This is a genomic window from Trueperaceae bacterium (assembly GCA_019454765.1).
In the GTDB taxonomy this organism is placed as follows: Bacteria; Deinococcota; Deinococci; order Deinococcales; family Trueperaceae; genus JAAYYF01.
This window is the reverse complement of the sequence record JACFNR010000010.1, coordinates 1-25,617: the sequence shown is the minus strand read 5'-3', so window position 1 is coordinate 25,617 and position 25,617 is coordinate 1. Positions and strand designations below refer to the sequence as shown.

At 72.3% G+C, this 25,617-nt stretch carries 22 protein-coding genes; 15 read left to right on the top strand and 7 right to left on the bottom strand.

What is annotated here, in order from left to right; all coding sequences use genetic code 11:
• Positions 1-28 precede the first annotated feature (28 nt).
• The 11 genes from H3C53_04815 (at position 29) to H3C53_04765 (ending at position 13,917) form a co-directional block, all read left to right on the top strand.
• Positions 29-988, top strand: a complete 960-nt coding sequence (locus H3C53_04815) for a formylglycine-generating enzyme family protein (GenBank protein MBW7915994.1) — start codon at positions 29-31, stop codon at positions 986-988.
• A gap of 120 nt (positions 989-1,108) precedes the next feature.
• Positions 1,109-2,434 (top strand): AGE family epimerase/isomerase, encoded by a 1,326-nt coding sequence (locus H3C53_04810; GenBank protein MBW7915993.1) that lies wholly within the window; start codon positions 1,109-1,111, stop codon positions 2,432-2,434.
• A gap of 291 nt (positions 2,435-2,725) precedes the next feature.
• Positions 2,726-4,666 carry an ABC transporter substrate-binding protein gene (locus H3C53_04805; GenBank protein MBW7915992.1) on the top strand — a complete coding sequence of 647 codons (1,941 nt, stop codon included), beginning with the start codon at positions 2,726-2,728 and terminating at the stop codon, positions 4,664-4,666.
• Between the two features lie 108 nt (positions 4,667-4,774).
• Positions 4,775-5,764, top strand: a complete 990-nt coding sequence (locus H3C53_04800; GenBank protein MBW7915991.1) for an ABC transporter permease — start codon at positions 4,775-4,777, stop codon at positions 5,762-5,764.
• Positions 5,761-6,891: an ABC transporter permease gene (locus H3C53_04795; GenBank protein MBW7915990.1), complete on the top strand. Its 1,131-nt coding sequence runs from the start codon at positions 5,761-5,763 to the stop codon at positions 6,889-6,891. The genes H3C53_04800 and H3C53_04795 overlap by 4 nt, the downstream gene beginning before the upstream one ends.
• Complete coding sequence (locus H3C53_04790; protein MBW7915989.1) at positions 6,866-8,044, top strand: ABC transporter ATP-binding protein; 1,179 nt, start codon at positions 6,866-6,868, stop codon at positions 8,042-8,044. The genes H3C53_04795 and H3C53_04790 overlap by 26 nt, the downstream gene beginning before the upstream one ends.
• Complete coding sequence (locus H3C53_04785; protein ID MBW7915988.1) at positions 8,037-9,158, top strand: ATP-binding cassette domain-containing protein; 1,122 nt, start codon at positions 8,037-8,039, stop codon at positions 9,156-9,158. Before H3C53_04790 ends, H3C53_04785 begins: the two co-directional genes overlap by 8 nt.
• A 62-nt stretch (positions 9,159-9,220) precedes the next feature.
• The gene (locus tag H3C53_04780) at positions 9,221-10,702 is read left to right on the top strand and encodes a sulfatase-like hydrolase/transferase (protein MBW7915987.1); all 1,482 of its coding nucleotides are present in this window, start codon (positions 9,221-9,223) and stop codon (positions 10,700-10,702) included.
• Complete coding sequence (locus tag H3C53_04775; GenBank protein MBW7915986.1) at positions 10,699-11,127, top strand: cupin domain-containing protein; 429 nt, start codon at positions 10,699-10,701, stop codon at positions 11,125-11,127. The genes H3C53_04780 and H3C53_04775 overlap by 4 nt, the downstream gene beginning before the upstream one ends.
• A 25-nt stretch (positions 11,128-11,152) precedes the next feature.
• Complete coding sequence (locus tag H3C53_04770; protein ID MBW7915985.1) at positions 11,153-12,496, top strand: hypothetical protein; 1,344 nt, start codon at positions 11,153-11,155, stop codon at positions 12,494-12,496.
• Positions 12,493-13,917, top strand: coding sequence for a sulfatase-like hydrolase/transferase (locus H3C53_04765; protein MBW7915984.1), 1,425 nt, complete (start codon positions 12,493-12,495; stop codon positions 13,915-13,917). Before H3C53_04770 ends, H3C53_04765 begins: the two co-directional genes overlap by 4 nt.
• A 33-nt stretch (positions 13,918-13,950) precedes the next feature.
• Here H3C53_04765 and H3C53_04760 read toward each other — a convergent pair whose 3' ends face one another.
• Genes H3C53_04760 through H3C53_04750 form a run of 3 tightly spaced genes read right to left on the bottom strand, consistent with a single transcriptional unit; the run spans position 13,951 to position 15,981 of the window.
• Entirely contained in the window at positions 13,951-14,682 is a 732-nt protein-coding gene (locus H3C53_04760) for a ribonuclease activity regulator RraA (protein MBW7915983.1), read from the bottom strand.
• The gene (locus H3C53_04755) at positions 14,672-15,178 is read right to left on the bottom strand and encodes a nuclear transport factor 2 family protein (protein MBW7915982.1); all 507 of its coding nucleotides are present in this window, start codon (positions 15,176-15,178) and stop codon (positions 14,672-14,674) included. Before H3C53_04755 ends, H3C53_04760 begins: the two co-directional genes overlap by 11 nt.
• Positions 15,175-15,981 (bottom strand): FadR family transcriptional regulator, encoded by an 807-nt coding sequence (locus H3C53_04750; protein ID MBW7915981.1) that lies wholly within the window; start codon positions 15,979-15,981, stop codon positions 15,175-15,177. Before H3C53_04750 ends, H3C53_04755 begins: the two co-directional genes overlap by 4 nt.
• Positions 15,982-16,110: 129 nt before the next feature.
• Between H3C53_04750 and H3C53_04745 the strand changes: the two genes are divergently transcribed.
• Together H3C53_04745 and H3C53_04740 are read left to right on the top strand one after the other, a co-directional pair.
• Complete coding sequence (locus H3C53_04745) at positions 16,111-16,950, top strand: NAD(P)-dependent oxidoreductase (GenBank protein MBW7915980.1); 840 nt, start codon at positions 16,111-16,113, stop codon at positions 16,948-16,950.
• Positions 16,947-18,047, top strand: a complete 1,101-nt coding sequence (locus tag H3C53_04740) for a mandelate racemase/muconate lactonizing enzyme family protein (protein MBW7915979.1) — start codon at positions 16,947-16,949, stop codon at positions 18,045-18,047. The genes H3C53_04745 and H3C53_04740 overlap by 4 nt, the downstream gene beginning before the upstream one ends.
• 10 nt (positions 18,048-18,057) lie before the next feature.
• On the opposite strand, the gene H3C53_04735 is transcribed toward H3C53_04740, so the two are convergent.
• From H3C53_04735 to H3C53_04725, 3 genes are read right to left on the bottom strand one after another with little or no spacing between them, the layout of a single operon-like run.
• Positions 18,058-19,026 carry a sugar kinase gene (locus tag H3C53_04735; GenBank protein ID MBW7915978.1) on the bottom strand — a complete coding sequence of 323 codons (969 nt, stop codon included), beginning with the start codon at positions 19,024-19,026 and terminating at the stop codon, positions 18,058-18,060.
• Positions 19,023-19,700 carry a bifunctional 4-hydroxy-2-oxoglutarate aldolase/2-dehydro-3-deoxy-phosphogluconate aldolase gene (locus tag H3C53_04730; GenBank protein ID MBW7915977.1) on the bottom strand — a complete coding sequence of 226 codons (678 nt, stop codon included), beginning with the start codon at positions 19,698-19,700 and terminating at the stop codon, positions 19,023-19,025. The genes H3C53_04735 and H3C53_04730 overlap by 4 nt, the downstream gene beginning before the upstream one ends.
• Positions 19,697-20,743 carry a mannonate dehydratase gene (locus H3C53_04725; GenBank protein ID MBW7915976.1) on the bottom strand — a complete coding sequence of 349 codons (1,047 nt, stop codon included), beginning with the start codon at positions 20,741-20,743 and terminating at the stop codon, positions 19,697-19,699. The genes H3C53_04730 and H3C53_04725 overlap by 4 nt, the downstream gene beginning before the upstream one ends.
• Positions 20,744-20,880: 137 nt before the next feature.
• On the opposite strand from H3C53_04725, the gene H3C53_04720 reads away from it, so the two are divergent.
• Positions 20,881-22,167 carry a mechanosensitive ion channel family protein gene (locus H3C53_04720; protein MBW7915975.1) on the top strand — a complete coding sequence of 429 codons (1,287 nt, stop codon included), beginning with the start codon at positions 20,881-20,883 and terminating at the stop codon, positions 22,165-22,167.
• On the opposite strand, the gene H3C53_04715 is transcribed toward H3C53_04720, so the two are convergent.
• Positions 22,157-24,694, bottom strand: a complete 2,538-nt coding sequence (locus H3C53_04715) for an ATP-binding protein (GenBank protein MBW7915974.1) — start codon at positions 24,692-24,694, stop codon at positions 22,157-22,159. The genes H3C53_04720 and H3C53_04715 overlap by 11 nt on opposite strands.
• Between H3C53_04715 and H3C53_04710 the strand changes: the two genes are divergently transcribed.
• Positions 24,693-25,617: DNA polymerase I (locus H3C53_04710; protein ID MBW7915973.1), on the top strand; the 925-nt coding region annotated here is incomplete at its 3' end. The genes H3C53_04715 and H3C53_04710 overlap by 2 nt on opposite strands.

Genomic DNA, 25,617 nt, shown 5'->3' with positions numbered 1-25,617 from the left:
CCCTAGGCTAGGCACGAGGAGGCGAAAGGTGGCTAGGGCAAACCTCGGTTGCTGCAGCCCGGCGCCCGCACGCGCCCCGGCGCCGGCCGTCGCGCCCGCGTCGTTGGCTGGGGTGAGGAGGCTGGGCCGCCACGAGCACCGCCTCGTTCATGTTCCGGCCGGCTCGTTCCGGATGGGCGCGGAGGGTGAGGGGTTCCCGGCCGACGGCGAGGGGCCCGTGCGGGAGGTGCGCCTGAAGGCGTTCGCCATCGACAGCTTCCCGGTGACGAACGCCGACTTCGCGGAGTTCGCGGACGCCACCGGTTACGTGACGGAGGCGGAGCGTTACGGCTGGTCGTTCGTCTTCCAGGCCTTCCTCGCCGACCCCGGGGGCTTCAGGGCCGTCCCGGCGGCCCCCTGGTGGCGCCAGGTTCATGGCGCCACCTGGCGTCGGCCGGAGGGGCCAGGCAGCGCCGTGGACGACCGTCTCGATCACCCCGTCGTGCACGTCTCCTGGCACGACGCCTCCGCCTACTGCGCCTGGGCGGGGGTGCGGCTTCCCACCGAGGCCGAGTGGGAACGCGCGGCCAGGGGCGGGCTCGAAGGGCGCCGTTACCCGTGGGGCGACGCGCTGCGACCAGGCGGCGAGCACCGCTGCAACATCTGGCAGGGCGAGTTCCCCGGGCGGAACACGGGAGAGGACGGCTGGGTGGGCACGTCGCCCGTTGGCGCCTATCCGCCCAACGGCTACGGCCTGTACGACGTGGCGGGCAACGTGTGGGAGTGGTGCGCCGACTGGTTCGGCGCCGGGCCGGACGGGCGCGCGCTCACGGACCCGCAGGGACCCCGCCACGGGCCGGGCCGCGTCGTGAAGGGCGGCTCCTACCTCTGCCACGCCTCCTACTGCAACCGCTACCGGGTGGCGGCCCGCACCTTCAACACGCCGGACAGCGCCACCGGCCACATGGGGTTCCGGGTCGCCAGGTCGGAAGCCCCGCAGGAGGGATAGGGCCCGGCGCGTGCAGGCGGCCGGGCCCGGCACGGACGTCCCGACCCACCGACCGGTTAGGCTCGCGGTGGACGCCGCATGGCCGCAGAGGTCAGCCGCGCGACCACGAGGAGCCGCTCGATGAACCAGTCGATCACCGACCTGCCGCCGGCCGCCAGCCTCGACCTGGGTGAGCTCGGGGCCTTCTACCGTCGCCACCTGGAACGGGACGTGTTGCCCTTCTGGTTGGGCGCCCCCAGTGACCGCGTGCACGGCGGGGTGTTCACCTGCATCGACAACTACACGGGAGCGCGCGTCAGCGACGACAAGTTCGTCTGGTCGCAGGGGCGCTTCGCGTGGTTGATGGCGCACGCGGCACGGCTCGTGCGCGCCGGGCTGCTGACGGGCGACGCGGACGACCTGACCGCGCGCGCCGTGGAGACGGTCGAGTTCCTGCGCGCCAACGCCTTCCTCGCCGACGGCGCGGTCGCCTACCTGCTCGCGGCGGACGGTCGGAAGCTCGAGTTCATGCCGGGCAAGGGGCACGACCTCAGCTACTTCGCGGACTGCTTCGTGGCGCTGGCCCTGAGCGAGACGGCGCGCGCCACGGGCCAGTGGGACTACCTCGACGAGGCCGTTGCCACCTACGAGCGTGTGGGCGAGCGGCTCGCGGCGGGAACCGCCCGGAGCGAGCCGTACCCCCTCCCGGCCGGCTGTCGCGCTCACGCGGAGCCGATGATCCTCCTGAACGTCGCGCAGGAGCTCGAACTTGCCATGCGACAGCGCGGCGACCCGCGCTCGGACGCGCTGGCCGCGAGCGCGCTCGCGCACATGGACGCCGTGCTCACCAAGTTCGTGCGTCCCGACGGGCTGGTGCAGGAGGTCATCTGCCCGGCGGCGGCTTCCGGCGCGGCCTCGAGCGGTCGGTTGTTGACCAGTCACGTAACGCCGGGCCACGCCATCGAGTCCATGTGGTTCGTCATGGAGGAGGCCGCGCGTCACGGCCGCGACGCGGCGGTCGAGGAGGCGGCGCGCGTGTTGCTCGCCTCCTTCGAGGCCGGTTGGGACCCTCAGCACGGCGGGATCTTCAGGTACGTGGGTGGCGACGGGCGGCCCCCGACCGGCCGCGCCGAGGGAGCGTTCGAGGAGCTGATCCTCGCCACCTGGGACACGAAGATCTGGTGGCCCCACTCGGAGACCCTCTACGGCGCGCTGCTGGGCCACGTCCTCACGGGCGACGCGCGGCTCCGCGCCGTCCACGACCGGACGTTCGATTACGTGTTCGCCACCTTCCCGCACCCCGACGAGGGCGTGGGAGAGTGGGTGCAGATCCGTGACAGGCTGGGCGCGCCCCTCGACCGCGTCGTGGGCCTTCCGGTGAAGGACCCATACCACCTGAACCGGAACCTGATGCTCCTCGTCGAGCTGCTGCAGGGTGGGTCGAGCGCCCGCACCACGGCCGCGTGAGGGCGGCCCTCCGGGGCGACCCTCGGCCACGTGGTCATGGGTCCCGCCGACGCGCGGTGGAGCAGTCTTTGACCCACCAGGACGTGAGTCCTGCCAGTCTTGACCGCCCCGGGGGTGCGTGCTAACCTCCCAGCACTAGCAATCCGCGTTATCGCTAACGCAAACCGGCGACGAGGTTCCAGTGGGCGAGACGCCGGCAACCAGGGCGATCCTCGGGGCGCATCGCGCCCCTCGTGAGGGTGGGGTTCGCGCACCGCGTGGCAGGCTAGGCAGCAACCGAAAGGAGTCCACATGACCAACAGCTTCACGCCTCGCAGCAGGTTCCCGGGCTGGAGGCGCCTCGCGCTACTCCTCCTGGTGGCCGCGTTCGGGGGCATGGCGTTCGCCCAGGAGTACCACGAGGCGCCCATGCTGGCCGACCTGGTCGCCAAGGGGCAGCTCCCGCCCGTGGCGGACAGGCTCCCGACGAACCCGCTCGTCGTCAAGACCGTCGACGAGATCGGCACGTACGGCGGCGTCCTGCGTCGCGCCTTCACCGGCCCGGCCGACATGAACAACTACGTGCGCGTCGTCTACGACAGCCTCGTGCGCTTCAGCTCCGACGGCTCCGAGATCGTGCCGCACCTCGTCGAGTCGTGGGAGGCCTCCGACGACTTCCATAGCTGGACGCTGAACCTGCGCAAGGGCGCCAAGTGGTCCGACGGCGCGCCCTTCAACGCCAGCGCCATGACGTTCTGGTACGTGCGCGTCATCCTCAACAAGGACCTCACGCCGAGCGTCCCGAGCTGGTTCGCCAACCGCGACGGGACGCCGGCCAAGCTCGAGGCCCTCGACGACGACACCGTGCGCATCACGTTCGACTTCCCGAACACCCTCTTCCTCACGGAACTGACGTTCCGCGACGGCGGCGACCGCACGCTGGCGGCCTTCCTGCCCGGCCACTACCTCGAGCAGTTCCACCCCGACTTCGTCCCAGCCGCCGAGCTCGACGAGAAGGTCAAGGCGGCCGGCCTGTCGAACTGGGTCGACCTGTTCATGACGAGGGCCATGCCAACCGAGAACCCGCAGCGCCCCACCATGGCCGCCTGGGTCCCCTTCAACTCGACCGTCTCCGACCAGGTGTTCACGCTGCGCCGCAACCCTTACTACATCGGCGTCGACTCGGCCGGCAACCAGCTCCCCTACATCGACGAGGTGCAGTTCCGCTTCTTCGCCGACGTGGAGGCCCTCAACTTCGCGGCCGTCGCCGGCGAGCTCGACTTCCAGGCGCGCCACATCCAGATGACCAACTACCCGGTCCTGATGGAGAACGCCGACCGCGCCAACTACCACGTCATCACCTGGCCGAGCTTCGGCGGCTCCGACGCCGCCGTCTGGTTCAACCAGGAGTACGAGATCGACCCCGAGCTCGGCAGCATCCTCGCCAACCACGACTTCCGCGTGGCGCTCTCCCACGCCGTAGACCGCGACGAGATCCGCGAGGCGGCGTTCCTGGGCCTCGGCGAGATCCGCCAGAACGTGCCCGCGCCGTGGCACCCCTACTACCCGGGCGACGAGTACGCGCAGAAGTACACGGAGTACGACCCGGCCCTCGCCAACGAGCTCCTCGACGGCATCGGGCTCAAGAAGGACGCGAACGGCAACCGGCTGCTGCCCAGCGGCAAGCCGCTGCGTCTCGAGCTCTCGGTCGTGCCGGCCTTCGGCCCGTGGCCCGACGTGGCGCAGCTCGTCGCGGCCGATTGGGCCGCCGTGGGTGTGCCGACCGACGTCCAGGTCCGCGAGCGCAACGCCCACTTCACGATGCGCGACGCCAACGAGCTCCAGGTCGAGATCTGGAACGAGGACACCACCGCGTTCCCCTTCACGGGCAACCCCAAGATCGACCCCCGCTCCGACCCCGCCACCATCTTCGCGGTCGAGTCGCGGCGCTGGTACGCCACCGACGGCGCGCAGGGCAAGGAGCCGGCGCCCGGCATCGCCCGCATCGTCGACATCATCGAGGAGGCCAAGACCGTCGGGGTCGAGCAGCAGATCGAGCTGGCGAAGGAACTCTTCCGCCACGCCGTCGACGAGCTCTACGGCTTCGGCACCGTCGGCCTCACGCCGATGGTCCAGGGCGTCGTGGTCGTGAACGACAGGCTCATGAACGTGCCGCCCGTCGTGGCCAACGACTGGCCGCTCCGCACCCCGGGCGACGCGCGCCCCGAGCAGTTCTTCTACAAGGCGCAGTGACCGCGGGCAACTGACCCGCGACGGGCCCTTCGGCCCGCCCCAACGGGCGGGCCGAAGGGAAGACCCAGCCCCAGGGCGGCGAGCGACGACAGGCTAGGAGACCCAGACTTGCACTGGTTCATAATCAAGCGCCTACTGCTGCTGCCGTTCCTGCTGCTCATCTTCTCGATCATCTCCTTCGCCCTCATCCAGGCGCCGCCGGGCGACTTCCTCACGAGCTACGTGGCCGAGCTCGCGGCGGGCGGCACCTCCATCGACCAGGCGGAGATCGACGCCCTCAGGACGCGTTACGGCCTCGACCAGCCCCTGTACGTGCAGTACGGCCGCTGGGTGGGCAACCTGCTGAGGGGCGACCTCGGCGTCTCCCTCGAGTGGCGTCGCCCCAACAGCGAACTCATCGGCGAGCGGCTCATCCTCACGCTCGTCCTGACCACCTTCTCTCTCTTGTTCACCTGGGCGGTGGCCATCCCGATAGGGATCTTCTCGGCCACGCGCCAGTACTCTCTCCTCGATTACGTCTTCACCGTCCTCAACTACATCGGCCTGGCCACTCCCAACTTCATGCTCGCGCTGGTGCTCATGTGGGTGGCGTTCGACAAGTTCGGGGTCACGGTCACGGGGCTCTTCTCGCCCGGCTTCATCGACGCCCCGTGGTCGTGGGCCAGGGTGGGCGACCTGCTCACCCACGTGTGGCTGCCCATGATCGTCCTGGGCGTGGCGGGCACCGCGCAGATCGCGCGCGTCGTGCGCGCCAACCTCCTCGACGAGCTCAGCAAGCCGTACACGGAGATGGCGCGCGCCAAGGGCCTCCCCGAGTGGCGCCTCGTGCTCAAGTACCCCACGCGGGTCGCCATCGCGCCGGTGGTGAGCACGCTCGGCTGGTACTTCCCACAGCTCCTGTCGGGCGGCCTCGTCGTGTCGGTGGTGATGAGCCTTCCGACCATCGGTCCGCTGCTCCTGCGCGCCCTCATCGGGCAGGACATGTACCTCGCCGGCACCATCATCTTGATCTTCTGCCTCCTGGCCGTGCTGGGGGCGCTCGTCTCCGACATCCTCCTGGCCGTCCTCGACCCGCGCATCAAGCTGGAGAGCGCATGACCGACTCGGTGGCCTCAGCCAAGCGCGCCGGCAAGGAGCCGTCTGTCTACGTCACGCCCGCCTGGAAGCTCACCTGGTTGCGCTTCACGCGTCACAAGCTCGGGGTGGTCTGCCTGTGGGTTGTGGCGCTCGTCGCCCTGATGGCGCTGACGCCCGAGTTCTTCAGCACCGCCGACCCGAACGCCACCAGCGCCCGGCGCGCCTACATCCCGCCACAGACGGTGCGCGTGTTCCACGAGGGGCGCCTGACGTGGCCGTTCGTCTACCAGGTCGAGGGGCAGCGCAACGCCCGGACCCTCAAGATGGAGTGGGCGGCCGACACGTCGACCCGCATCCCCGTCAGGCTGTTCGCGCGCGGCTACGCCTACAAGCTGTTCGGCATCATCCCGGCCGACCGGCACCTCGTCGGGTTCGGGACGGCCGAGCGCGCCGAGGCCGCCCACGTCCTCGGCACCGACCGCCTGGGCCGCGACCAATGGTCGCGCCTCATGTACGGCACGCGCATCTCGCTCTCGATAGGCCTCGTGGCCGTGGCGATAAGCACCATCTTGGGCATCATCCTTGGCGGCGTGTCGGGCTACTTCGGGGGCGCCGTCGACAACGTCATCCAACGCGTCATCGACCTCCTGCAGGCCATCCCCGCCATCCCCGTCTGGCTCGCCCTGTCGGCCGCCCTGCCCCGCACGTGGCCCGTGACGTGGGTCTACTTCGCGATCACCGTCATCCTGGCGTTGCTCGGCTGGACCCGCCTGGCGCGCGAGGTGCGCGGGCGTTTCCTGAGCCTGCGCGAGGAGGACTTCGTCACGGCCGCCCGCCTGATGGGCGCCAGCCAGAGCCGCATCATCTTCTCGCACATGGTGCCCTCCTTCGCGAGCCACATCATCGCCGCCGTCACCCTGGCCGTGCCCCTCATGATCCTGAACGAGACCTTCCTCAGCTTCCTCGGCCTCGGCATGCGCCCACCGGCCATAAGCTGGGGCGTGATGCTGCAGGAGGCGCAGAACCTGCAGTCCGTCGTCAACGCTCCCTGGCTACTCTTCCCGGGGTTGTTCGTCATCATCACCGTGCTGGCGCTCAACATCTTAGGAGACGGTTTACGCGATGCCGCAGACCCCTACAGCCACTGACGACCGGGCCCACCCGGCTCCGGCGCCGGCCACGGCCGGCCCGCGCGAGGGGGGCCAGCGACCCCTGCTCTCAGTGCGCGAGCTCAGGACCTACTTCGAGCTCGACGAGGGCACGGTCCGCGCCGTCGACGGCGTCAGCTTCGACGTCATGTCCGGCGAGGTGCTCGGCATCGTCGGCGAGAGCGGCTGCGGCAAGAGCATCACCATGAAGTCCATCCTGAGGCTCGTCGCCAAGCCGGGCCGCATCGTGGGCGGCGAGATCCTCTACCACCCCGACCCCGCGGGCCGCTCGGGCGCCGTCGACGAGATCGACCTCACCACCCTGCGTGCCGACGGCCGCAGGATGCGCAACATCCGCGGCGGCGAGATCGCCCTCATCCCCCAGGAACCGATGGCCTCGTTCAGCCCGCTCCACACCATCGGCGAGCAGATCATCGAGGCCATACGGCTACACCAGCGGGTGTCGAAGCGCGAGGCGCGCGCCATGGCCATCGAGCGGCTGCGCGAGGTCGGGGTCCCGAGCCCCGAGGAGCGCGTCGACGCCTACTCCTGGCAGCTCTCGGGCGGGCTCAGGCAGCGCGCCATCATCGCCATGGCGCTCTCGTGCCGCCCCAAGCTGCTCGTAGCCGACGAGCCCACCACCGCCATCGACGTCACCACCCAGGCGCAGGTGCTCTCGCTCCTCAGGGACCTGCAGGAGGAGCACGGCTCCGCCATCATCTTCATCACCCACGACCTGGGCGTCATCGCGCAGGTCGCCGACCGGGTCGTCGTCATGTACTTGGGCAGGGTCATGGAGCGCGGCCCGGTCGACGCCATCTTCCACGCCCCCAAGCACCCGTACACGAAGGCGCTGCTCCGCTCCGTGCCCAGCATGGACAGCACCGCTCGCACCGAGTTGCCCACCATCGAGGGTTCGATCCCCCACCCGCTCCACAAGCCCACGGGCTGCCCGTTCCACCCGCGCTGCCCGGACGCCATACCGGGCGTCTGCGACGTGCACGTGCCGGCGCTCCACCCTGCCGACTCGGAGCAGCCCGTCGCCTGTTTCCTCTACCACCGCGAGTACGCCGACGAGGAGGCCGGCGCTGCCCGCGCCGGGCGCGCTCGCCGGGGTCGCGGCGTCGCCACGCTGGGGGCCGCCGATGAGTGACGCTGCCGAGCGCCGCGCGGTGGCCGGCGAGCTGCCGCCGGAGCGGCTGCTCGAGGTGCGGCACCTCAAGAAGCACTTCCCGATCAAAGGCGGCTTCTTCGGGCGGAAGGTGGGCGCCGTCAAGGCGGTGGACGACGTCAGCCTGCACGTCGACACGGGCGAGATCCTCAGCCTGGTGGGGGAGAGCGGTTGCGGCAAGACGACCACCTCGCGCTGTGTGCTGCGCGCCATGGACCCCACGGCCGGCGAGATCCTCTTCCGACTCGACGACGACGTCATCGACGTCGCGCACCTGAGGACTCGCGAGCTGCGCCCCCTCTGGCGCGACATGCAGATGATCTTCCAGGACCCGTTCGGGTCGCTCAACCCCCGCAAGAACCTCTTCGACATCATCGGGGAGCCGCTCCTCGTCAACGGGGTGAGGAGCCGCCAGGAGCGCATGGACCGGGTGGCCGAGCTGCTCGGCCTCGTGGGTCTCAGGCCCGAGTACATGCACCGCTACCCGCACGCCTTCAGCGGCGGGCAGCGGCAACGGGTCGTGATAGCACGGGCGCTGGCCCTCAACCCGAAGCTCGTGGTGGCCGACGAGGCCGTGTCGGCGCTGGACGTCTCGGTGCAGGCGCAGATCCTCAACCTGCTGCTCGAGCTCCAGGAGCGCCTCGGCCTCTCCTACCTGTTCGTGGCGCACGACCTGAGCATCGTCAAGCACATCAGCCACCGCGTGGCGGTCATGTACGTGGGGAAGATCGTGGAGACCGCTCCCACCGAGCCGCTCTTCGTGGCGCCGCTCCACCCGTACACGTCGGCGCTCATGGGCGCGGTCCCGCAGGCCGACCCGCGCCGGCGCGCCGAGATGATCCGTTTGGAGGGCGAGGTCGCCAACCCCGCCAACCCGCCCAGCGGTTGTTACTTCCACCCGCGCTGCCCGTTCGCGACCGAGCGCTGCCGCACGGAGACGCCGGAACTGCGCGAGGTGCGCCCCGGGCACTTCGTGGCCTGTCACCGCGCCGAGGAGCTCGACCTGCCGGGCATCGCCAGGGGGCACGAGCCCGCCGGCGCCGCGCCGGCGCGCCCCGCGGTTCACCCCGCCCCCGCCGACCTGCCGCCCCGGTGACGCCGCCCGCGCCGCCCGCGCCCCGCCGAGCGGGCCGGGCGCCACCCAACGTGGTCGTGATCATGGCCGATCAGCTGAAGGCGACGGCCAGCAGCGTCTACGGCGCCGGGGGCACCGCCACTCCGGCCCTTGAGCGGTTGGCGGAGCGCGGCGTCACCTACCGCAACGCCTTCACGCCCAGCCCGCTCTGCGTGCCGGCGCGCGTGTCGCTCTGGAGCGGTCGCTACCCGAGCTCGCACGGCTCGCGCCTCAACGAGACGCCCATGCCGGAGGGCGTCGCCCACGCCTTCAGGCTGTGGCGCGAGGCCGGCTACGCGACCGCCCTCATCGGCAAGAACCACTGCTTCGAGGAGCCCACCGACCTGGCCCTCTTCGACGTTCTGTGCGAGATCGGTCATGAGGGGCTCCCACCGGATCGCCCGCCCCGCGGGATGGAGTGGTACCGGCCGACGGCCGCGGTGGAGGCGGCTCACGCGACGCGGCGAGCCATGCCCCACCAGGCACCGGCCGTCTCCTACGCCGTGACGGACCACCCGCTGGACGACTACTCGACCGGGCTCGTGACGGGCCAGGCCGTCCGCTACCTCGAGTCGCGAGCGGCCACGGACGGGCCGTTCGCGCTCTGGGTCTCGTACCCCGACCCGCACACGCCCTACGAGGCCCCGCGGTCCTACTTCGAGGCGGCCGCTCGCGACGGGATCGTGCTCCCGGAGACCGAGCCGCCCGACATGCCGGGCGCGCCGGAACGGACGCGGGTGCTGCGGAGGCTGCTCGACGTCGCGAGCGCGCCGGAACGGGAGCGCCGGCGGCTCCTCACCACCTACCGCGCCATGATCCGGTTCGTCGACGACGGTGTCGGTCGCATCCTGGCGGCCATCGAAGGCGCCGGCCTGGATGGAGACACCATCGTCGTCTTCCTCGCCGACCACGGCGACTTCGCGCTCGAACACGGCATGGCCCGCAAGGGCGGAGCGTTCTACGACTGCCTGACGCGCGTCCCCCTCATCGTGTCCTGGCCGGGCCACGCCCCGGCCGGCGTGGTGGACGACGGCATGGCCAACCTGGTCGACGTGGTCCCCACCCTCCTCGCCCTCCAGGGCCTGGCGGCCCCGCCAGGGGTGCAGGGGAGGCCGCTCCCCACCCTCACGGACGCGGCGCCGCGGGAGGTCGTCTTCTCCGAGTACGGAGCGGGTGGGCCGCCGTTCACGCTGGCCGACCTCGACGACCTCGGGGAGCGCGTGGGCACCACTCACGGGCTCGACGCGGTGCGGGCCAGCCTGAAGCTGCGCGAGGCGGAGGGCTTCCGCAAGATGGTCCGGACCCGCGACTGGAAGTACGTGCACGACGAGCTGGGTGACCTCGACGAGCTCTACGACCTCCGCGCCGATCCGGGAGAACTCACGAACCTCGCCGGTCGGATGGGTCACGCCCACGAGGTCGGCGAGCTCGGGGCGATACTGACGGCATGGACCTCAGCCACGGACGGCGCGACCGGACAGGCGCGACCGGACCGAGGAGCCGGAAGGACGGACGCACAGGCATGAACTACGTCTTCAAGACCACCGACCCGAAGCGCTACCGCTTCCCGACCCACACGAACCTGCTCGTCATGGACCGCGCCGAGGCGACGACGAGCGAGAGCTTCATCAGCGTCATGGAGCCTGGCGAGGCGCCGCCCCTCCACAAGCACGACGACACGGAACAGGTGTTCTACGTCCTGGCGGGCGAGGGCCGGCTCGAGGTGGGCCCGGACGCCGCGTTCGCCGGGCACCTGGTGCCCGGCGACCTGGTGAGGATCCCGCCCGCCACGCTCCACCGTGTCCACTGCGTCTCCAGCGAGCCGCTCAGGTACCTCGTCGTCGACTGCTTCCCCGGCGGCAGGCCGAGCGCCGAACCGACCTGGGAGTCCCACGTCAGGGTCGTGTGCGCGGAGAACGGCTGGGACATGGCCGACGTGGTCGGAGGCTGAGCGGCCGCCCAGGCCTGACCGGTAGTTGACGACGACCTCGGACCCGTACGACGAGTCGAACCCCCTGCGGACGGCCACCGTCATCGGCACGTGGCTGCCCCTGGCCCTCAGCTGGGTCATCATGACGTCCGAACTCGTGATCACGGCGGCCGGACTGACGCGCATGGCCGACCCCGAGATCAACCTGGCCGCCTGGGGCATCGTGTTCGCCCTGTCGGTCATCATCCAGGCTCCCGCCCAGACGCTCCTACCGTCCGCCACGGCCCTGGCGTCCGACGCGCCCGCCTACGCGCGGTTGCGGTCGTACGCGCTGAGGCTGCTGCTGACGCTCACCACGTTGCAGCTCGTTCTGGCGGCGACACCCGCCTACGGCTTGGTCATGCGCGGCATCGGCGCGCCCGATGGTGTGACGGCCGTGGCGCGGCTGGGACTGCTGCTGATGGCGCCGTACGCCTTCGGCACCGGCTTCAGGCGCTTCCAGCAGGGGGTGCTGATCCGCTACGGCGACGCGCGGGTGGTCGTCTTCGGCTCCGTCATCCGCCTGACGTGCGTGGCGCTCGTGCTGGCGGCGGCGGCGCTATGGGGCGCGGTGCCCGGCGTGGTGGCCGCCGGCGCGGCCGTCGTAACGGGCGTCCTGGCCGAGGCCGCCTACACGCAGCTGCGCGTGGTGCCGATCCTGGCCGGCCCCCTCAGGCGGCAGCCGGTGGGTTCGGCCATGACCTTCCGGCGCTTCGCGAGCTTCGTCTGGCCGCTCGTCCTCATGACGGTCCTCACCATGCTGGTGCAGACGTTCGTGTCGGTGGCGCTGGCGCGCCTGCCCCTCGCGCTCGAGTCCCTCGCCGTCTGGCCGGTCGTCTGGGGCTTCCTCATGCTGTGGCAGAGCCCGGGGATGGCGTACACGGAGGTCGTGATCAGCCTCGTGAGGCGTCCCGGTGCCGTCGGGGTGCTCAGGCGCATGACCTACGTGGCGGCGGCGGCCACCACGGCCCGCGTGGTCGTGGTGGCCGCCACGCCCCGCACGCGGCTCTGGTTAGGCGCCGGCACCGGCCACCAGCCCCAGCACACGCGACACGCCGCGGCGGCCCTGTGGTGCGGCGCCCTCCTGCCCGGCGTCCGCGTGCTCCTGAGCTGGTTCCAGGGGGTCATCATGTACAGCGAGCAGACGAGGGCGATAATGGAATCCGTGCTCCTGTTCCTGGCGGTCGGCGTTCTCGGCCTGTTGGCCGGCGGCGCGCTCGGGACCGTGCCGGGCGTGTACGTGGGGATGGTCGCTTTCTCCGTGGCGTTCGCGGTGCAGGCCGCCTGGTTGGCCGCCCGCAGCCGCCGGGTCCTGGCGCGTCTGGCGGCGCGGCCGCTGGTGCGGCCGTGAGCGAGGGGCGGCGCCCCAACCTGCTTCTCCTCATCACGGACCAGCAGCGCGCCGACACCGTGGTGCCGGGCGGTCCGTGCCTGACGCCGCACCTGCAGGGCCTCGCGGCGCAGGGCGCCCGCTTCACGCGCTGCTACTCGCCCAACCCCATCTGCTCGCCCACGCGCGCCAGCCTCTTCACCGGCTACCTACCTCACTCCCACGGGGTGACCGACGTGACGCACGCCGTCAAGCCCCCGCTGGCGCAGCTGCGGGATGACATGCCGTTCTGGTCGCGGGAGCTTAACCGCGCCGGCTACGCCACCGCCTACTTCGGCAAGTGGCACGTGGAACGGAGCGACGCCCTGGAGCGGTTCGGGTTCCAGGAGTACGAGGTCGAGCTGAAGCTGGTGGGCGTGCAGGAGCACCCCGGTGTGTTCTCACCCTCGCTGGTGCTGAAGGACGAGGGGTACCGCGACCTGCTCGTGGCCGGGGTCACGGACGAGCCCGCCTCCGCGTCCCGGGAGCACGCCCTGTTCGAACGGGGGATCGACTTCGTCCGGCGCGCGGCGGCGGACCCGGACAGGCCGTGGGCGCTCGTGGTGAGCACCGAGGCGCCGCACGACCCGTTCGTCGCGCCACGCGAGGTCTTCCACCGGTACGACCCGGCGCAGCTCGAGCCGCCGGCCAGCTTCCGCGACCCCATGACCGACAGGCCGGCCGTCTACCGGCGCATCCGCCGCACGTGGGAGGACCTATCCGAAGAGGACCTGGCCCTCGCCACCGCCTGCTACTACGCCCGCTGCAGCATGGTCGACGACGAGGTGGGCCGGCTGCTCGCCGTGCTGGAGGAGACGGGTCAGGCCGAGGACACGCTCGTGGTCTTCACGTCCGATCACGGCGACTACCTGGGAGCCCACGGGCTCATGTTCAAGGGCGTGGCCGCCTTCGAGGAGGCCTACCGGGTGCCGCTGGTCGTGAGAGGCCCCGGGGTCGAGGCCGGCCTGGTGGTCGAGGAGGCGGTGAGCCTGCTCGACCTGCCGCGCACCCTCGTGCGCCTCCTCCTCGGCGAGGAGTACCCGTGCCAGGGTGGCGACCTGAGCGCTCGGCTGCGCGGCGAGGCGCCCGCGGGCGCGGGCGAGGCGTTCGCCGAGTTCCACGGACAGCGGCTCGGCTACACCCAGCGGGTGGTGTGGCACGGCGACTGGAAGTACGTCTTCAACGGTTTCGACGAGGACGAGCTCTACGACCTGGCCGCCGACCCGCACGAGCTGCGCAACCTGGCGGCCGACCCCGAGCACGCGGCCACGCTGAGGGAGATGGCGCGCCGCATGTGGCGCCGCCTCCGCGAGACCGACGACACCACGCTGCTCGAGGCGCACTACGCCATGTTCCGCTTCGCGCCGGTCGGGCCCGACGCGGCCGACGCGCCGGAGGACTGAGATCGACCCGGCGAGCCCGTCGACTCCGGCGGCCTAGCCCTCCCGCGACCCGCCCTGCTGCGCCTCGTAGGCGGCACGCGTGGTCTGGTCCATCGGGTACGTGCCCTTCACCGGGGCGCCGGCGAGGATGCGCCCCTCGATGAAGGCCTCCTCCCGCTCCTTCGCGTGTGCCTCGGCGGCGACCTGCTCCGCGAGGTGGCGCGGGATGACGATCACGCCTTCGGCGTCGCCCACCACCACGTCGCCCGGCCTGACGTGCACGCCGCCGCACGTGACGGTGACGTCGAGCTCCTCGGGGTGGTGCGCGATGAGGTTGGTGTTGGCGTTCATGCCGCTCGAGTACCCGGGCATCTCGAGCCCGGCGATGAACGGCCCGTCGCGGAACGGCGCGTCCGACACGATGCCGGCGGCGCCGCGCACCTGCATCCTGGCCACCAGCATCCCGCCCATCGTGCCGCACGACTGGTCCGCACGGGCCTCGATGACGAGGACCTCGCCGGGGCGGATCTCGTCGGCGATGCGGCGCTGCGGGTTGCTGTCGCGCTTCCAGAGCTCGAGCGAATCCAGGTCCTCGCGGGCGGCCACGTAGCGGAGCGTGCGGGCCACCCCCACCATCGTCCCGCGCTCGGGGTTGAGGCGGTGCACGCCCCGCACGACGCGCGACTTGAAGCCGTGGATGTAGAGGACCGTGGCCAGGGTGGCCGTGCTCGTCCGCCTCAACTTGTCTGCGGTCGCCTGGTCGAGAGGCGCGATGTCAGGCGCCACGAGCGGCCTCCGCGGCGAGGGCCGCGTCGCGCCTCGCCTGGGTCTCGGGCGTCAGGACGGGCGGCGTCACGGGGTAGCCGTTGGCGGGGTAGTCGTAGCCCTCGAGCACGTTCGCCTTGGCGTCCTCGTCGCGCGAGGACGCGTAGTGCGCCCAGATGGCGTCGATCTTGCCGTGTTCGTCGAACTCGTACCACTCGGAGCCGCGGATGTACTCGCCGGCGCGCGGCTTGAAGTGCGTCCACTCGACACAGATCTGCTCGCCGTCGCACACGAGGCGGTCGATGGTCCAGCGCGAGTCGAGGCGCCTGACGAAGCCGATCCACAGGTCCTCGATCGCCTTACGTCCGAGGTAGGGCCCGCCGGCCTTGGGCGGGAAGTAGTGGCGGCAGTCGTCGGCCAGGTAGCGCGCGAACAGCTCGCGACTGGCGGAGTTGCAGGCGTCGAAGTACCCCCTGACGGTCGCTATCATGTGTTCGCGCTTGTTCTCGTCCATCATCCGTTGCCCTCCTTGGGCGCGTCGAGGCGGCGAGCAGCCACTCGCTTCTCGATGTCGGTGAGCCACCCCTCGACGGTGGTGAGGTGTTCGTCCATGGCGGCGGCGGCGGCGGCCGCGTCGCGGGCCGACACGGCGCGCAGGACGGCGGCGTGCCCATCGTGGGCGCGCCTTGCCGCGCCGGGGACCTGGGCGCCCTCGCGCCGCACCTCGAGTTGCCTGTCGATGAGGGGGTCGAGCACGAGCTGGAAGAGCGGGTTGCCGGTCGCCTCGGCGAGCAGCTGGTGGAACTGCAGGTCGAGCCAGGCGAACTCGTCGTGCGCGGCCACGCCGGCCTCGAGCTCGTTAACGAGGGTGGCGGTGGCGTCCAGGTTCGCGGCGAGGTGCGCGAGGGCCGCGGGCTGGGCGGCGCCGGCCGCCGCCGCCGCGATGCCGGGTTCGAGCGCGTGCCTGAGCTGGAAGAGGTGGGCGAGGGCCACGTTGTTGCGTTGGAGGTAGAGGGCGAGCGGGCGGGTGACGGCGCCGCTCGGCATGGGCACGACGAAGGCGCCGACCCCGGGTCGCACCTCGATGAGCCCGCGCTCCGTGAGGGTGCGCAAGGCCTCGCGCACGACGAGCCGGCTCACGCGCAGCTGCGTGGCGAGGTCGCGTTCCGACGGCAGCCGGTCGCCCTGGGACAGGTGGTCGTCGAGGATGCGCGCGGCCAGCTGGTCCGCCACGGTCGCGGCCAGCGAGACGCGGCTCGCCGGCTCGAGCTTGAGCTCGGCGGTTCGTTCGGTTGCGGTCGTCTCCTGCAAGCTCGCCACCTCGCCGTGACCCTCCGGCTCCGCGTCCTAGCCTCGCTGTGGTCTTATGGTATGACCAGAGTTGAGCGAGGATACCGACGAGCGCGGAGGGTGTCAACCCGGCCGACGCTCCGCCCGGGAGGAGTCCAGATGAAGGTCCTGATCACCGGCGCGGCCGGACGCGTGGGCAGCGCCATCAGGCCGCACTTGCGGCGCGACTTCGACCTCCGCCTTACAGACCTCGTGGCGCCGGCGGAACCGCCGGGCGCGCGCGAGGAGTTCCTGGCCGGCGACCTGGCCGACCCGCGCCGCGTGCGCGAGCTGGTCGACGGCGTCGACGCCGTCTTGCACCTCGCGTGCGTCCACGGTCTGACGCTCACGTTCGAGGCATCGCTGGACGTCAACTACCGCGGCACCCTCAACCTGCTCGAGGCCGCGGCCCACGCCGGGGTCGGCAGCTTCGTCTACGCGAGCAGCCATCACGTGCTGGGCGCCTGGCCGCGCGCCGGGTTCGGCGCCGACGACCAAGTCGTCGCGCCCGACGCCTACTACGGCCTCAGCAAGGCGTTCGGGGAGGCCGCCTGCGCCATGTTCGCGCTGCGGCACGGACTCCCCACCTTCGTGGTGCGGATAGGCAACGCGGATCCCAAGGTGGGCGACGAGCGCAGCCTGCGCATGTGGACGAGCGCCCGCGACCTCGCCGCGCTCTTCGCCATCGGCCTCGAGCGGTCGGAGCCCGGTTACGAGATCGTCTACGGCACGTCCGCCTGCCCCGAGCCCCTCTTCGCCAACCGCCGCGCCCTGGAGCTCGGCTACGCGCCGCGCGACCGCGCGGAGGACAACCTCGCGCCGGGCTTCCTCGGTCGAGCCGCCATGGGCCCCGAGCGCGGCCCGGACTTCGTGGGCGGCGCGTACGCGGTCGCCCCGCTCCCGCCGGCGGCCGCGGCTGCCGCCACGCCGCCAGCGGCCCCGCCGGGCGGCCACCCGTGAGGATCGAGGGCGTCGAGACCCTGATCGTCGAGATCCCCTTCGACGACGGCGGCAAGGGCGAGGGCATCACGCCCACGACCTGGAACAGCCTGGAGATACTGCTGGTGCGCCTCACCGACGAGGCCGGCAACGTCGGCTGGGGCGAGGGTTTCGGCTACTTCACCGTCGACGCGACGAAGGCGCTGGTCGATCGCCTCATCGCGCCGGTGCTGCAGGGCGCCACCGTCACGGACGTGGCCGCCTGGAACCTCGCCACCCAGCGGCGCCTGCACCTGTTCGGTCGCTACGGCGTCACGCTCTTCGCGCTCTCGGCGGTGGACATGGCGCTATGGGACCTCGCGGCGAAACGGGCGGGGCTGCCGCTCCACCGCCTTGTCGCGCCCACGGCCGCCGCCCGCCGGGTGCCGTTCTACGCGAGCCTCGTGCGCTACGCCGACGCCGAGCTGGTGGCGCGCACCGCCACCGCCGCGCTCGCCGCCGGGTTCACGGGGCTGAAGCTGCACGAGGTGACGTTGCCGGAGATCGAGGCGGCCCGCGCCGCCGTCGGGGAGGGCGTGCCCATAGCGGTCGACGTCAACTGCAACTGGAGCGCCGCCCACGCCGCCGAGGTCACGCCGCGCCTCGTCGAGCTGGGCGTGTCGTGGCTCGAGGAGCCCGTGTTCCCGCCCGAGGCGTACGGCACGCTCCGCGCGCTGCGCGGCAATGGCCTCAAGATCGCGGCGGGGGAGAACTGGTGCACCGCCGAGCAGTTCCGCGCCGCCCTGGCGGCCGGCGCCGTCGACTACGCCCAGCCGAGCGTGACCAAGGTGGGAGGCGTCACCGAGTTCCTCGCTGTCGCGGAGGCGGCGCGCGCGGTCGGCACGCCGCTCGAGCCGCACTGCCCCTACTTCGGGCCGGGCTTCTTCGCCAGCCTGCAGCTGGCGGCCGCGTTGCCTGACGTGAGGGAGCTCGAGTACCACTTCGTGACGCCGGCGGCGTGGCTGGCGCACCCGGGGACTCCGGGAGCGGACGGCGCTTTCGCCGTGCCGGAGGCGCCGGGCCTGGGCTTCGAGCCCGACCCCGCCGTCTTGGCGCGCTACGCCCGCGCGCCCCGCTGACGCCCAGCGCTCAGCGCTGCACGGCCGTGCCCGGCCCGCCACGCGCCGCGGCGTCCGCCAGCGCCTCGACGTCCGCCAGGCGGAGGTCCGGCAGGTCGCCGGCCCACGTCGACTTGAGGCTGGCGCTCGCCACGCCGAGAGCCAGGGAACCCGCCACGCCCCGGCCGCCGAGGTGACCGAACAGGAAGCCGGCCAGGAAGGCGTCGCCTCGGCCGATCCGGCCCGCCTCGGCCACGCCCAGCGCCGGCTGCTCGACGACGTCGCCCGCCGGCAGGTGGGCGGTGGCGCCGTCCGCCCCGCGCGTCACGACCACGAGCGCCCGCGGCGCGGCCGCACGGAGTTGCGGCACCCCGCCGTGCAGGGCCAGGGCGTCCCGTTCGGCCACCACGACGACCTCGGCGTCGGCCAGGAGCGGCGCGGCGTGCGCCACGGCCTCCGCCGCCGTGCAGAGACGGCTACGGAAGTTCACGTCGTACACGCGCGTCGCCCCTGCGGTCCCCGCCGCTCGCCAGAGCCGAGCCGCCGCGGCTCGCGGTCCGGCGCCGAGCGCCATGGTGATGCCCGAGGTCACGAACGCGCTCGCCCCGCCCATGAGGCCGGCGTCAAGCGCGACGGCGGCTCCCTGCTCCCCGACGTGCGCGAAGGCCGAACCCGCCCGGTCGTAGGTGACGCGGGCCGGCCGCGGGCCGACGCCCTCCTCGAGGAAGTAGAGACCCATGCGCTCGGGCCCACGCTCGACGTAGCTCACATCGACGCCGTGACGCCTCAGCTCGCCGAGAACGCGCTCGCCCAGGTCGTTGGCGGGGAGGCGACCGAAGTAGCGCGCCGCCAGCCCCAGCGACGCGAGACCCACCGCCACGTTGGCCTCGGCGCCGCCCACGTGGAGCGAGAGGGCGGTGGCCCCGCGCAGCGGCTCGGCGACGGGCGGCGAGAGGCGCAGGAGCGCCTCCCCGAACGTGACGACGAGCGGCTTGCTCACGGGCGGGACCGCCGCGCCGCCGCCGCGGCCATGAGGGCGCGGCAGCTGGCGGTGATCTCGGCCGCGCGCGCCGCGGTCGCCGGCTTCCGGGGGAGGAGGTCGGAGCCGAGCCCCACGGCGACCGCGCCCGCCTCGAACCAGGCCGTCACCGCCGCCGGCGTCGCCTCGATCCCTCCCGTCACCATGACCGCGAGCCGCGGGAGCGGGGCCAACAGGCTCCTGAGGTAGGCGGGCCCCAGCGCGCCCGCCGGGAAGAGCTTGACGACCTCGGCGCCCGCCTCGTGCGCTCGCCACGCCTCGGTGGGGGTGGCGACGCCGGGCACGTAGGGCGTCCCGGTGGCGACGCTCCAGGCGAGCACGTCGGCGGCCAGCACGGGGCCCACCAGGAAGGAGGCGCCGGCCGCCACGAACGCCTCGGCCGCCTCGACGGTCGTGACGGTGCCGGCGCCGAGCGCCAGCTCGGGCATCTCGCGCTCCACCACGGCGCGCAGGGCCGCGAACGTCTCGACGGCGCCCGGAACGCGGTCCGCGAACTCGAACGCCCGGACGCCGCCGGCGAAGCAGGCGCGCACGCGCGCCACAACGGCGGCCAGGTCGGTGTCGGCGTGCACGGGGACGATGCCCGCCCCCGCCAGCAACCGGGCCGCCCCGACGCCGCCCGGCGGTCGCGTCACGAACCCGCCCCCTCGCGCGTGAGCGCGTCGTGCACGCCCTGGAGGTACATGAGCCCGAGGGAGCGGTCGTAGAGGCCGTAGCCGGGCACGCCCTCCTCGCCCCAGATCATGCGCCCGTGGTCCGGCCTGAGGGGGCCCGCGAAGCCGCCCTCCAGCAGGGCGGCCATGACCTCGACCAGGTCGACGTCGCCCGCGCCGCGCGTGTGATCGACCTCGTGGAAGTCGCGCGGGCCGCGGCGGCGCACGTTCCTCAAGTGAACGAAGTGCGTGCGGCCGGCGAAGCGGCGCGCCATGGCCGGCAGGTCGGCGTCGCCGCGCGCGCCGAGCGAGCCGGTGCAGAAGGTCAGGCCGTGCGCGGGGCTGTCGGAGCAGGCGAGCAGCGCCGCGAGGTCGGCGGCCGTCTTGGCGATGCGCGGCAGCCCGAAGAGGCGCCACGGCGGGTCGTCGGGGTGGACGGCGAGCCTCACGCCGGCCCCCTCCGCGACGGGCACGACGCGCTCGACGAAGTAGCGGTAACGCGCCAGGAACTCCTCGTCGCTCACGCCCGCGTAGCGCTCGAACAGGGCGCCGAGCTCCGCGGCCGTGTAGGCCTGCGGCCAGGCCGGGAGCCGGGGCAGCCCGCGCGACAGGTCGATGGCGTCGAGGTCGGATTGCGAGTAGGAGGTAACGCGCGAACCGTCGGGGAGGCGGTAGTCGAAGTCGGTGCGCATCCAGTCGAAGACCGGCATGAAGTTGTAGCAGACCGTCCGCACCCCGGCGGCGCCCAGGCGCTCGAGCGTCACCGCGTAAGCGTCGATGTAGCGGTCCCGCTCGGGGGCCGCGAGCTTGATCGCCTCGTGCACCCCGACGCTCTCCACCACCGTCCACTCGAGGCCGGCCGCGGCGCACAGGTCCTGGCGCTCCGCGATGGCGGCGGCGCTCCACGGCTCGCCGACGGGCACCTCTCCCAGCGAGGTCACGACCGTGTCGACGTTGGGCACCTGCCCGAAGGCCGCCAGCGGGACCGGGTCCTGCGGGCCCCACCAGCGGAACGTGAACTCGATGCGCGGCGCCGGCGCCGCGCTCCCGGGGCCGGCGGCTGCTGCCTGCGCGGCGTCGGTTCCGTGCCGGTCGGGCATCCTGGAAGTCTAGCACCGCCCAAGGGCGCTCACCCGCACGCTGGCGCGGTAGAGTCGTGACCATGCGGGAGCCGGCCACCGCGGGCCCGTTGCCCTCCTTCTTCGGGAGCGGCGCCCAGGAGTGGGCGGCCGCGCACCCCGTGCTCACGAGCCTCGGCATCGCCGCCGCCTTCGGCCTGGCCGCCTACGTCTGCTTCATCCTGACGCGCTGGCTCCTCGCGCTGCTGGTGGCCCGCTTCGACGCTCGAGGACGAAGCGGCCTCGGCAGCAGCCTCAGGGGCCGCCGGGTGGCGGGCCACGTCGCCTACCTCGTGCCCATCGCGCTCATCCGGCTGGGCCTCGAGTACGTCCCCGCCCTGGCGCCCGGGGTGGCCGCGGCGCTCGGTCGCCTGCTCGAGATCCTCGCGGTGGTCGTGACGACCCGCGCGCTCGTCGCCATCATGTTCGGTCTCGGCGACCTGTACGCCCGCCGGCCCCACGGCGGCGGCCGGTCACTCACCCGCTACCTGCAGGTGCTGGCCCTGGTCGCCTACGTCATGGCCGGGCTGGTCTCGCTCGGGCTCCTGCTGGACCGCGACCCCATCGTCATCCTCACCGGCGTGGGCGCGGCGTCGGCGGTGCTGCTCCTCATCTTCCAGAACACGATCTTGAGCTTCGTCGCCGGCAGCCAGCTCACCAGCAGCGACTCGCTGCGACCGGGCGACTGGATCGAGATGCCGGAGATGAACGCCGACGGCGAGGTCGTCGAGATCAGCCTCAACAGCGTCACGGTGCAGAACTGGGACAAGACGCTCACCATCATCCCGGCGCACAACTTCCTGGGGAAGGCCTTCAAGAACTGGCGCGGCATGCAAGCCACCGGCGCCCGCCGCATGAAGCGCAGCCTCCTCCTCGACGTCTCCACCATCGGCTTCCTCACGGACGACGACCTCGAGCGACTCGAGGCGTTCACGCTGCTCGCGCCCTACCTGGCCGAGAAGCGCGCCGAGCTGGCGGGCGAGGCGGACGCGCGGTCCGGGCCGGCGGGGGCCGACGTGAACTCGCGTCGGCTCACCAACGTCGGCACCTTCCGCGCCTACGCGTTGCGTTACCTGCAGGCGCACCCGCGGATCGTGACCGACATGACCGTGATGGTGCGGCAGCTCCAGCCGGGCGCGACCGGGTTGCCCCTAGAGCTGTACGCGTTCGTGGACGACGTGACGGCGGTCGTCTACGAGGGCGTACAGGCGGACGTGTTCGATCACCTGATCGCCATACTGCCCGAGTTCGGCCTGCGGCTCTACCAGGCGCCGAGCGGCGACGACGTGCGCTCGCTCGCCCCTGGCGTCCGGTCGACGGTCACGCCCTGACGCTCCAGCGGCCGTCGGCGCCCCGTAGGTATGGTAGCCACACCACGCCGACGAAGCGCGTAGCCACGTCGCGGCTCGTCGCCTTGACGGTCACGCTGTCCAGCTCGATGGTCTCGGCGCGCACGCTCGTCGCTCCGATCGCGGCCAGCTCACCCTCCAGCGCGGCCTCCAGGTCGGCGATCTCCTGTCGGGTGTGCGCCAGCGACTCCCTGGCCCTGGCGACGTCGCCCTGGTCCGTGCCCACCCGCGCGCCCTTCCTGACGGCCGTGCCGACCTGGCTGGCGCTGATGCCCCTGCCGCGGCCGAAGGCACCGAGTATCGCCGCCCCGATCGACACCACCGTGTCGATGTTGCGCGCTTGCGCCTGCTGCGCCTGCCTGGCCACCGCCTGTTCCTGACTCAACGCCCGCCGCTGCAGGGTGGCGAGCTTGCCGGCGTACCGCGCCCGCACCTTGTCGAGCTGGGCGTCGCGCCGCTCCCTAAGCGCCTGGGAGCAGCGCAGCCGGAACTCCTGCTCGCTCTCGCCCGGGGCGGCCACGAGCTTCAGCTCCTTGTGGCTCGCCAACGTGAGGGCGCCATCGACGCGCACCCAGCGCTCGAAGCCGTCCGCCCACCGCTTGACCGCCGCGGCGCTAGTGTCGACCGCGGGGAACGCCCCCCACGAGACGCCGGCGGCGGGTTCCCGCGCGAGGCTCCCCAGGTCGACGTCGGCCGGCTCCCCTTCCGTGAAGTCGACGGCCACGACGCCCTCCCGCAGCTCCGTGAGGCGGGATATGCGCCTGTCGGCGCTCACGCCGTGCGTCTTGGACTCGTAGTGGACGTCCGCGACCCCGAGGGCCATTGGGAAGTAGCGAGCGCCGGCCGGTGTTCGCGCCGGGGCGAAGAGTTGCGGGACGTGAGGGGGCAGGAACGGTCGTTCCGTGGTCGCCGCCTCGGCAGCGGCAGCTGGGGCCGCCGTGGCCACCCCGGGCGACCCCGGGGAGGTGGCGGCCGGGCCGCCGGCGCCGACGGGCGCGCTCGTGCCGTCCGGAACGGGCGCCGCCGCCTCCAGCCCCTTGAGCTGGTCGCGCGTGAGCGGGCCCGCGAGGTACGACATCACGAAGCGCGTCTGGAACAGGGCCTGGCCCTTGGCGTGCACGTTGTGGAGCAGGAAGGTCCGCTTCGGGAGGCGGCCGATGACGTCGGCGAGCTCCGCGGCCGACAGCGAGCCCGCCAGCGCGCCGCTCAGGCCGTCGGCCAGCCGCTGCTTGTCCCGCTCCGTCTGCAGCCGCCCCACGAACCAGGTGCCGGCGTTGGACAGCGCCTTGTAGTCGAGGTCGACGGGGTTCTGCGTCGCCAGCACCAGGCCGACGCCGAAGGCGCGCGCCTGCTTCAGGAGCGTGAGGAGCGGCCGCTTCGACGGCGGCTCGGCGACGGGCGGGAGGTAACCGAACAGCTCGTCGACGTAGACGAGCGCCCGCAGCGACGAGGTGCCGGACCGTGCCCGCGTCCACGCGACCACCTCGGAGAGGAGCAGGGTGACGAAGAACATCCGCTCGGCGTCCGACAGGTGCGAGATGGAGACGACGGCGACGCGCGCCTTGCCGCTGGGAGCGTGGAGCAGCGCGTCGACGTCGAGCGGTTCGCCCCGCGTCCAGGCCTCGAAGCTGGGAGCGGCCAGCAGGGCGTTCAGGCTCAATGCCAGCTTCAGGCGCTCCTTGGCGGGGAAGACCGTGTCGAGGTCCATGACGCCCAGCTTGGTGAACGGGGGCTGCTGCACGGCCGTGATGAGCGAGGCGATGCCGAGGTCCTCGCCGGCGCGCCACGCCGCCTCGAGGACGTTGGCGAGCAGGATGTGCTCGCGGCTCAACGGGTCGGCGCTCTCACCCATCAGCGTCAGCACGCTGGTCACGGTCGCGTCGAGGCGGTCGCGCAGCAGGTCGGGGTCGTCGATGACGGCGCGGCTGGGCGCCGCGAACGAGCGGAGCACGGAGATGCCGCGGCCCGCGCTGGAGCCGGGGGTGTAGATGGCGACCTCTGCCGCCTCCCGGAGGCGCGCGATCCGCTCGCCGTCCTGGCCCGAGGCGGCAAGGCCGTCGCGCCACAGTTCCGCCTGCTTGGCCGCGTACTCCTGCACGCTCAGGCCGAGGCGCTCGGCCTCCCGCGGGTTCACCCACGGGGCGAAGTCGGCGGGCGCCAGGTCCGGGAACGTGAGCGCGAGGTTGGTGAGGTCGCCCTTGGGGTCGATGGCCAGGACGGGGATCCCGTCCAACGCGGCCTCCTCGATGAGGCCGATGCCGAGGCCCGTCTTGCCGCTCCCCGTCATCCCCACGATGACGCCGTGCGTGGTGAGGTCGGCCGAGTCGTACAGCAGGGCGTCGCCGCCCGGCCGCATGGTCACCGCGTCGACCTCGCGGCCGAGGTAGAAAACGCCTAGTCTCTCGAAGTCCACGTCGCCTCCTGGTCGGCAGCTATGCTGCGATGCTATCCGGTTCGGCCCGTTGACGCCGCCGGGAGCGGCGGCGGGTGCCGGGAAGGAACCCCACATGAAGACGTTCTATCTCATCGACGGCCACGCGCAGCTCTTCCGCGCCTACTACGCGCCGTTCAGGGACCTCACGAGCCCCGGCGGTGAGCCAGTGAAGGCCGTGTACGTCTTCACGCAGATGCTGCTGAACATCGTCCGCAACGAGAGGCCCGATTACCTCGCCGTCGCCTTCGACGTCAGCGACGCCACGACGCTGCGCAAGGGCTTCTACCCGGAGTACAAGGCCAACCGCGAGCGCTCGCCGGAGGACCTGCAGGTGCAGTACGAGCGCATCCGCGAGGTGATCGACGCCTTCGGGCTGCCGGTCTTCGAACTCGAGGGGTACGAGGCCGACGACCTGATCGCCACCATCGCCGAGCGTCTCAAGGGGGAGGAAGTCGAGCTCCGCGTCGCCAGCAAGGACAAGGACCTGCACCAGCTCCTCTCTCGCAAGGTGAAGCTGTGGGACCCGTCGAAGGGCGATCTGCTCGACGACGTGACGCTCCGCGCCGAGAAGGGTTACGGACCCGAGCAGGCGGTGGAGATCCAGGCGCTCGTTGGCGACCCGGTCGACAACGTGCCGGGCGCGCGCGGCGTGGGCGTCAAGACGGCCGTCAGGTTGATCGACGAGTACGGCACGGCCGAGGCGGCCATCGCCAACGCCGATCGGCTCACGCCCAAGCTGCGCGAGAACCTACTCGCCCACGCGGAACAGCTGGCGCTGACGCGGCGCCTGGTGACCCTCGCGCGCGACGCGCCCATCGACTTCGACCTCGCCGCCTGCGCCCTCCGCGCGCCCGACGCGGCGCGGCTCCGCGAGCTCTTCGACGCGCTCGGCTTCCGGGCGTTCGCGGAGCAGGTCACCGCCATCGAGGGCGGCCCCGAGGGGATCGGGCTGGGAGGGGCCACCTCGCGCGCGCGAAGCGCCTCGCCTGGTCCGCGCG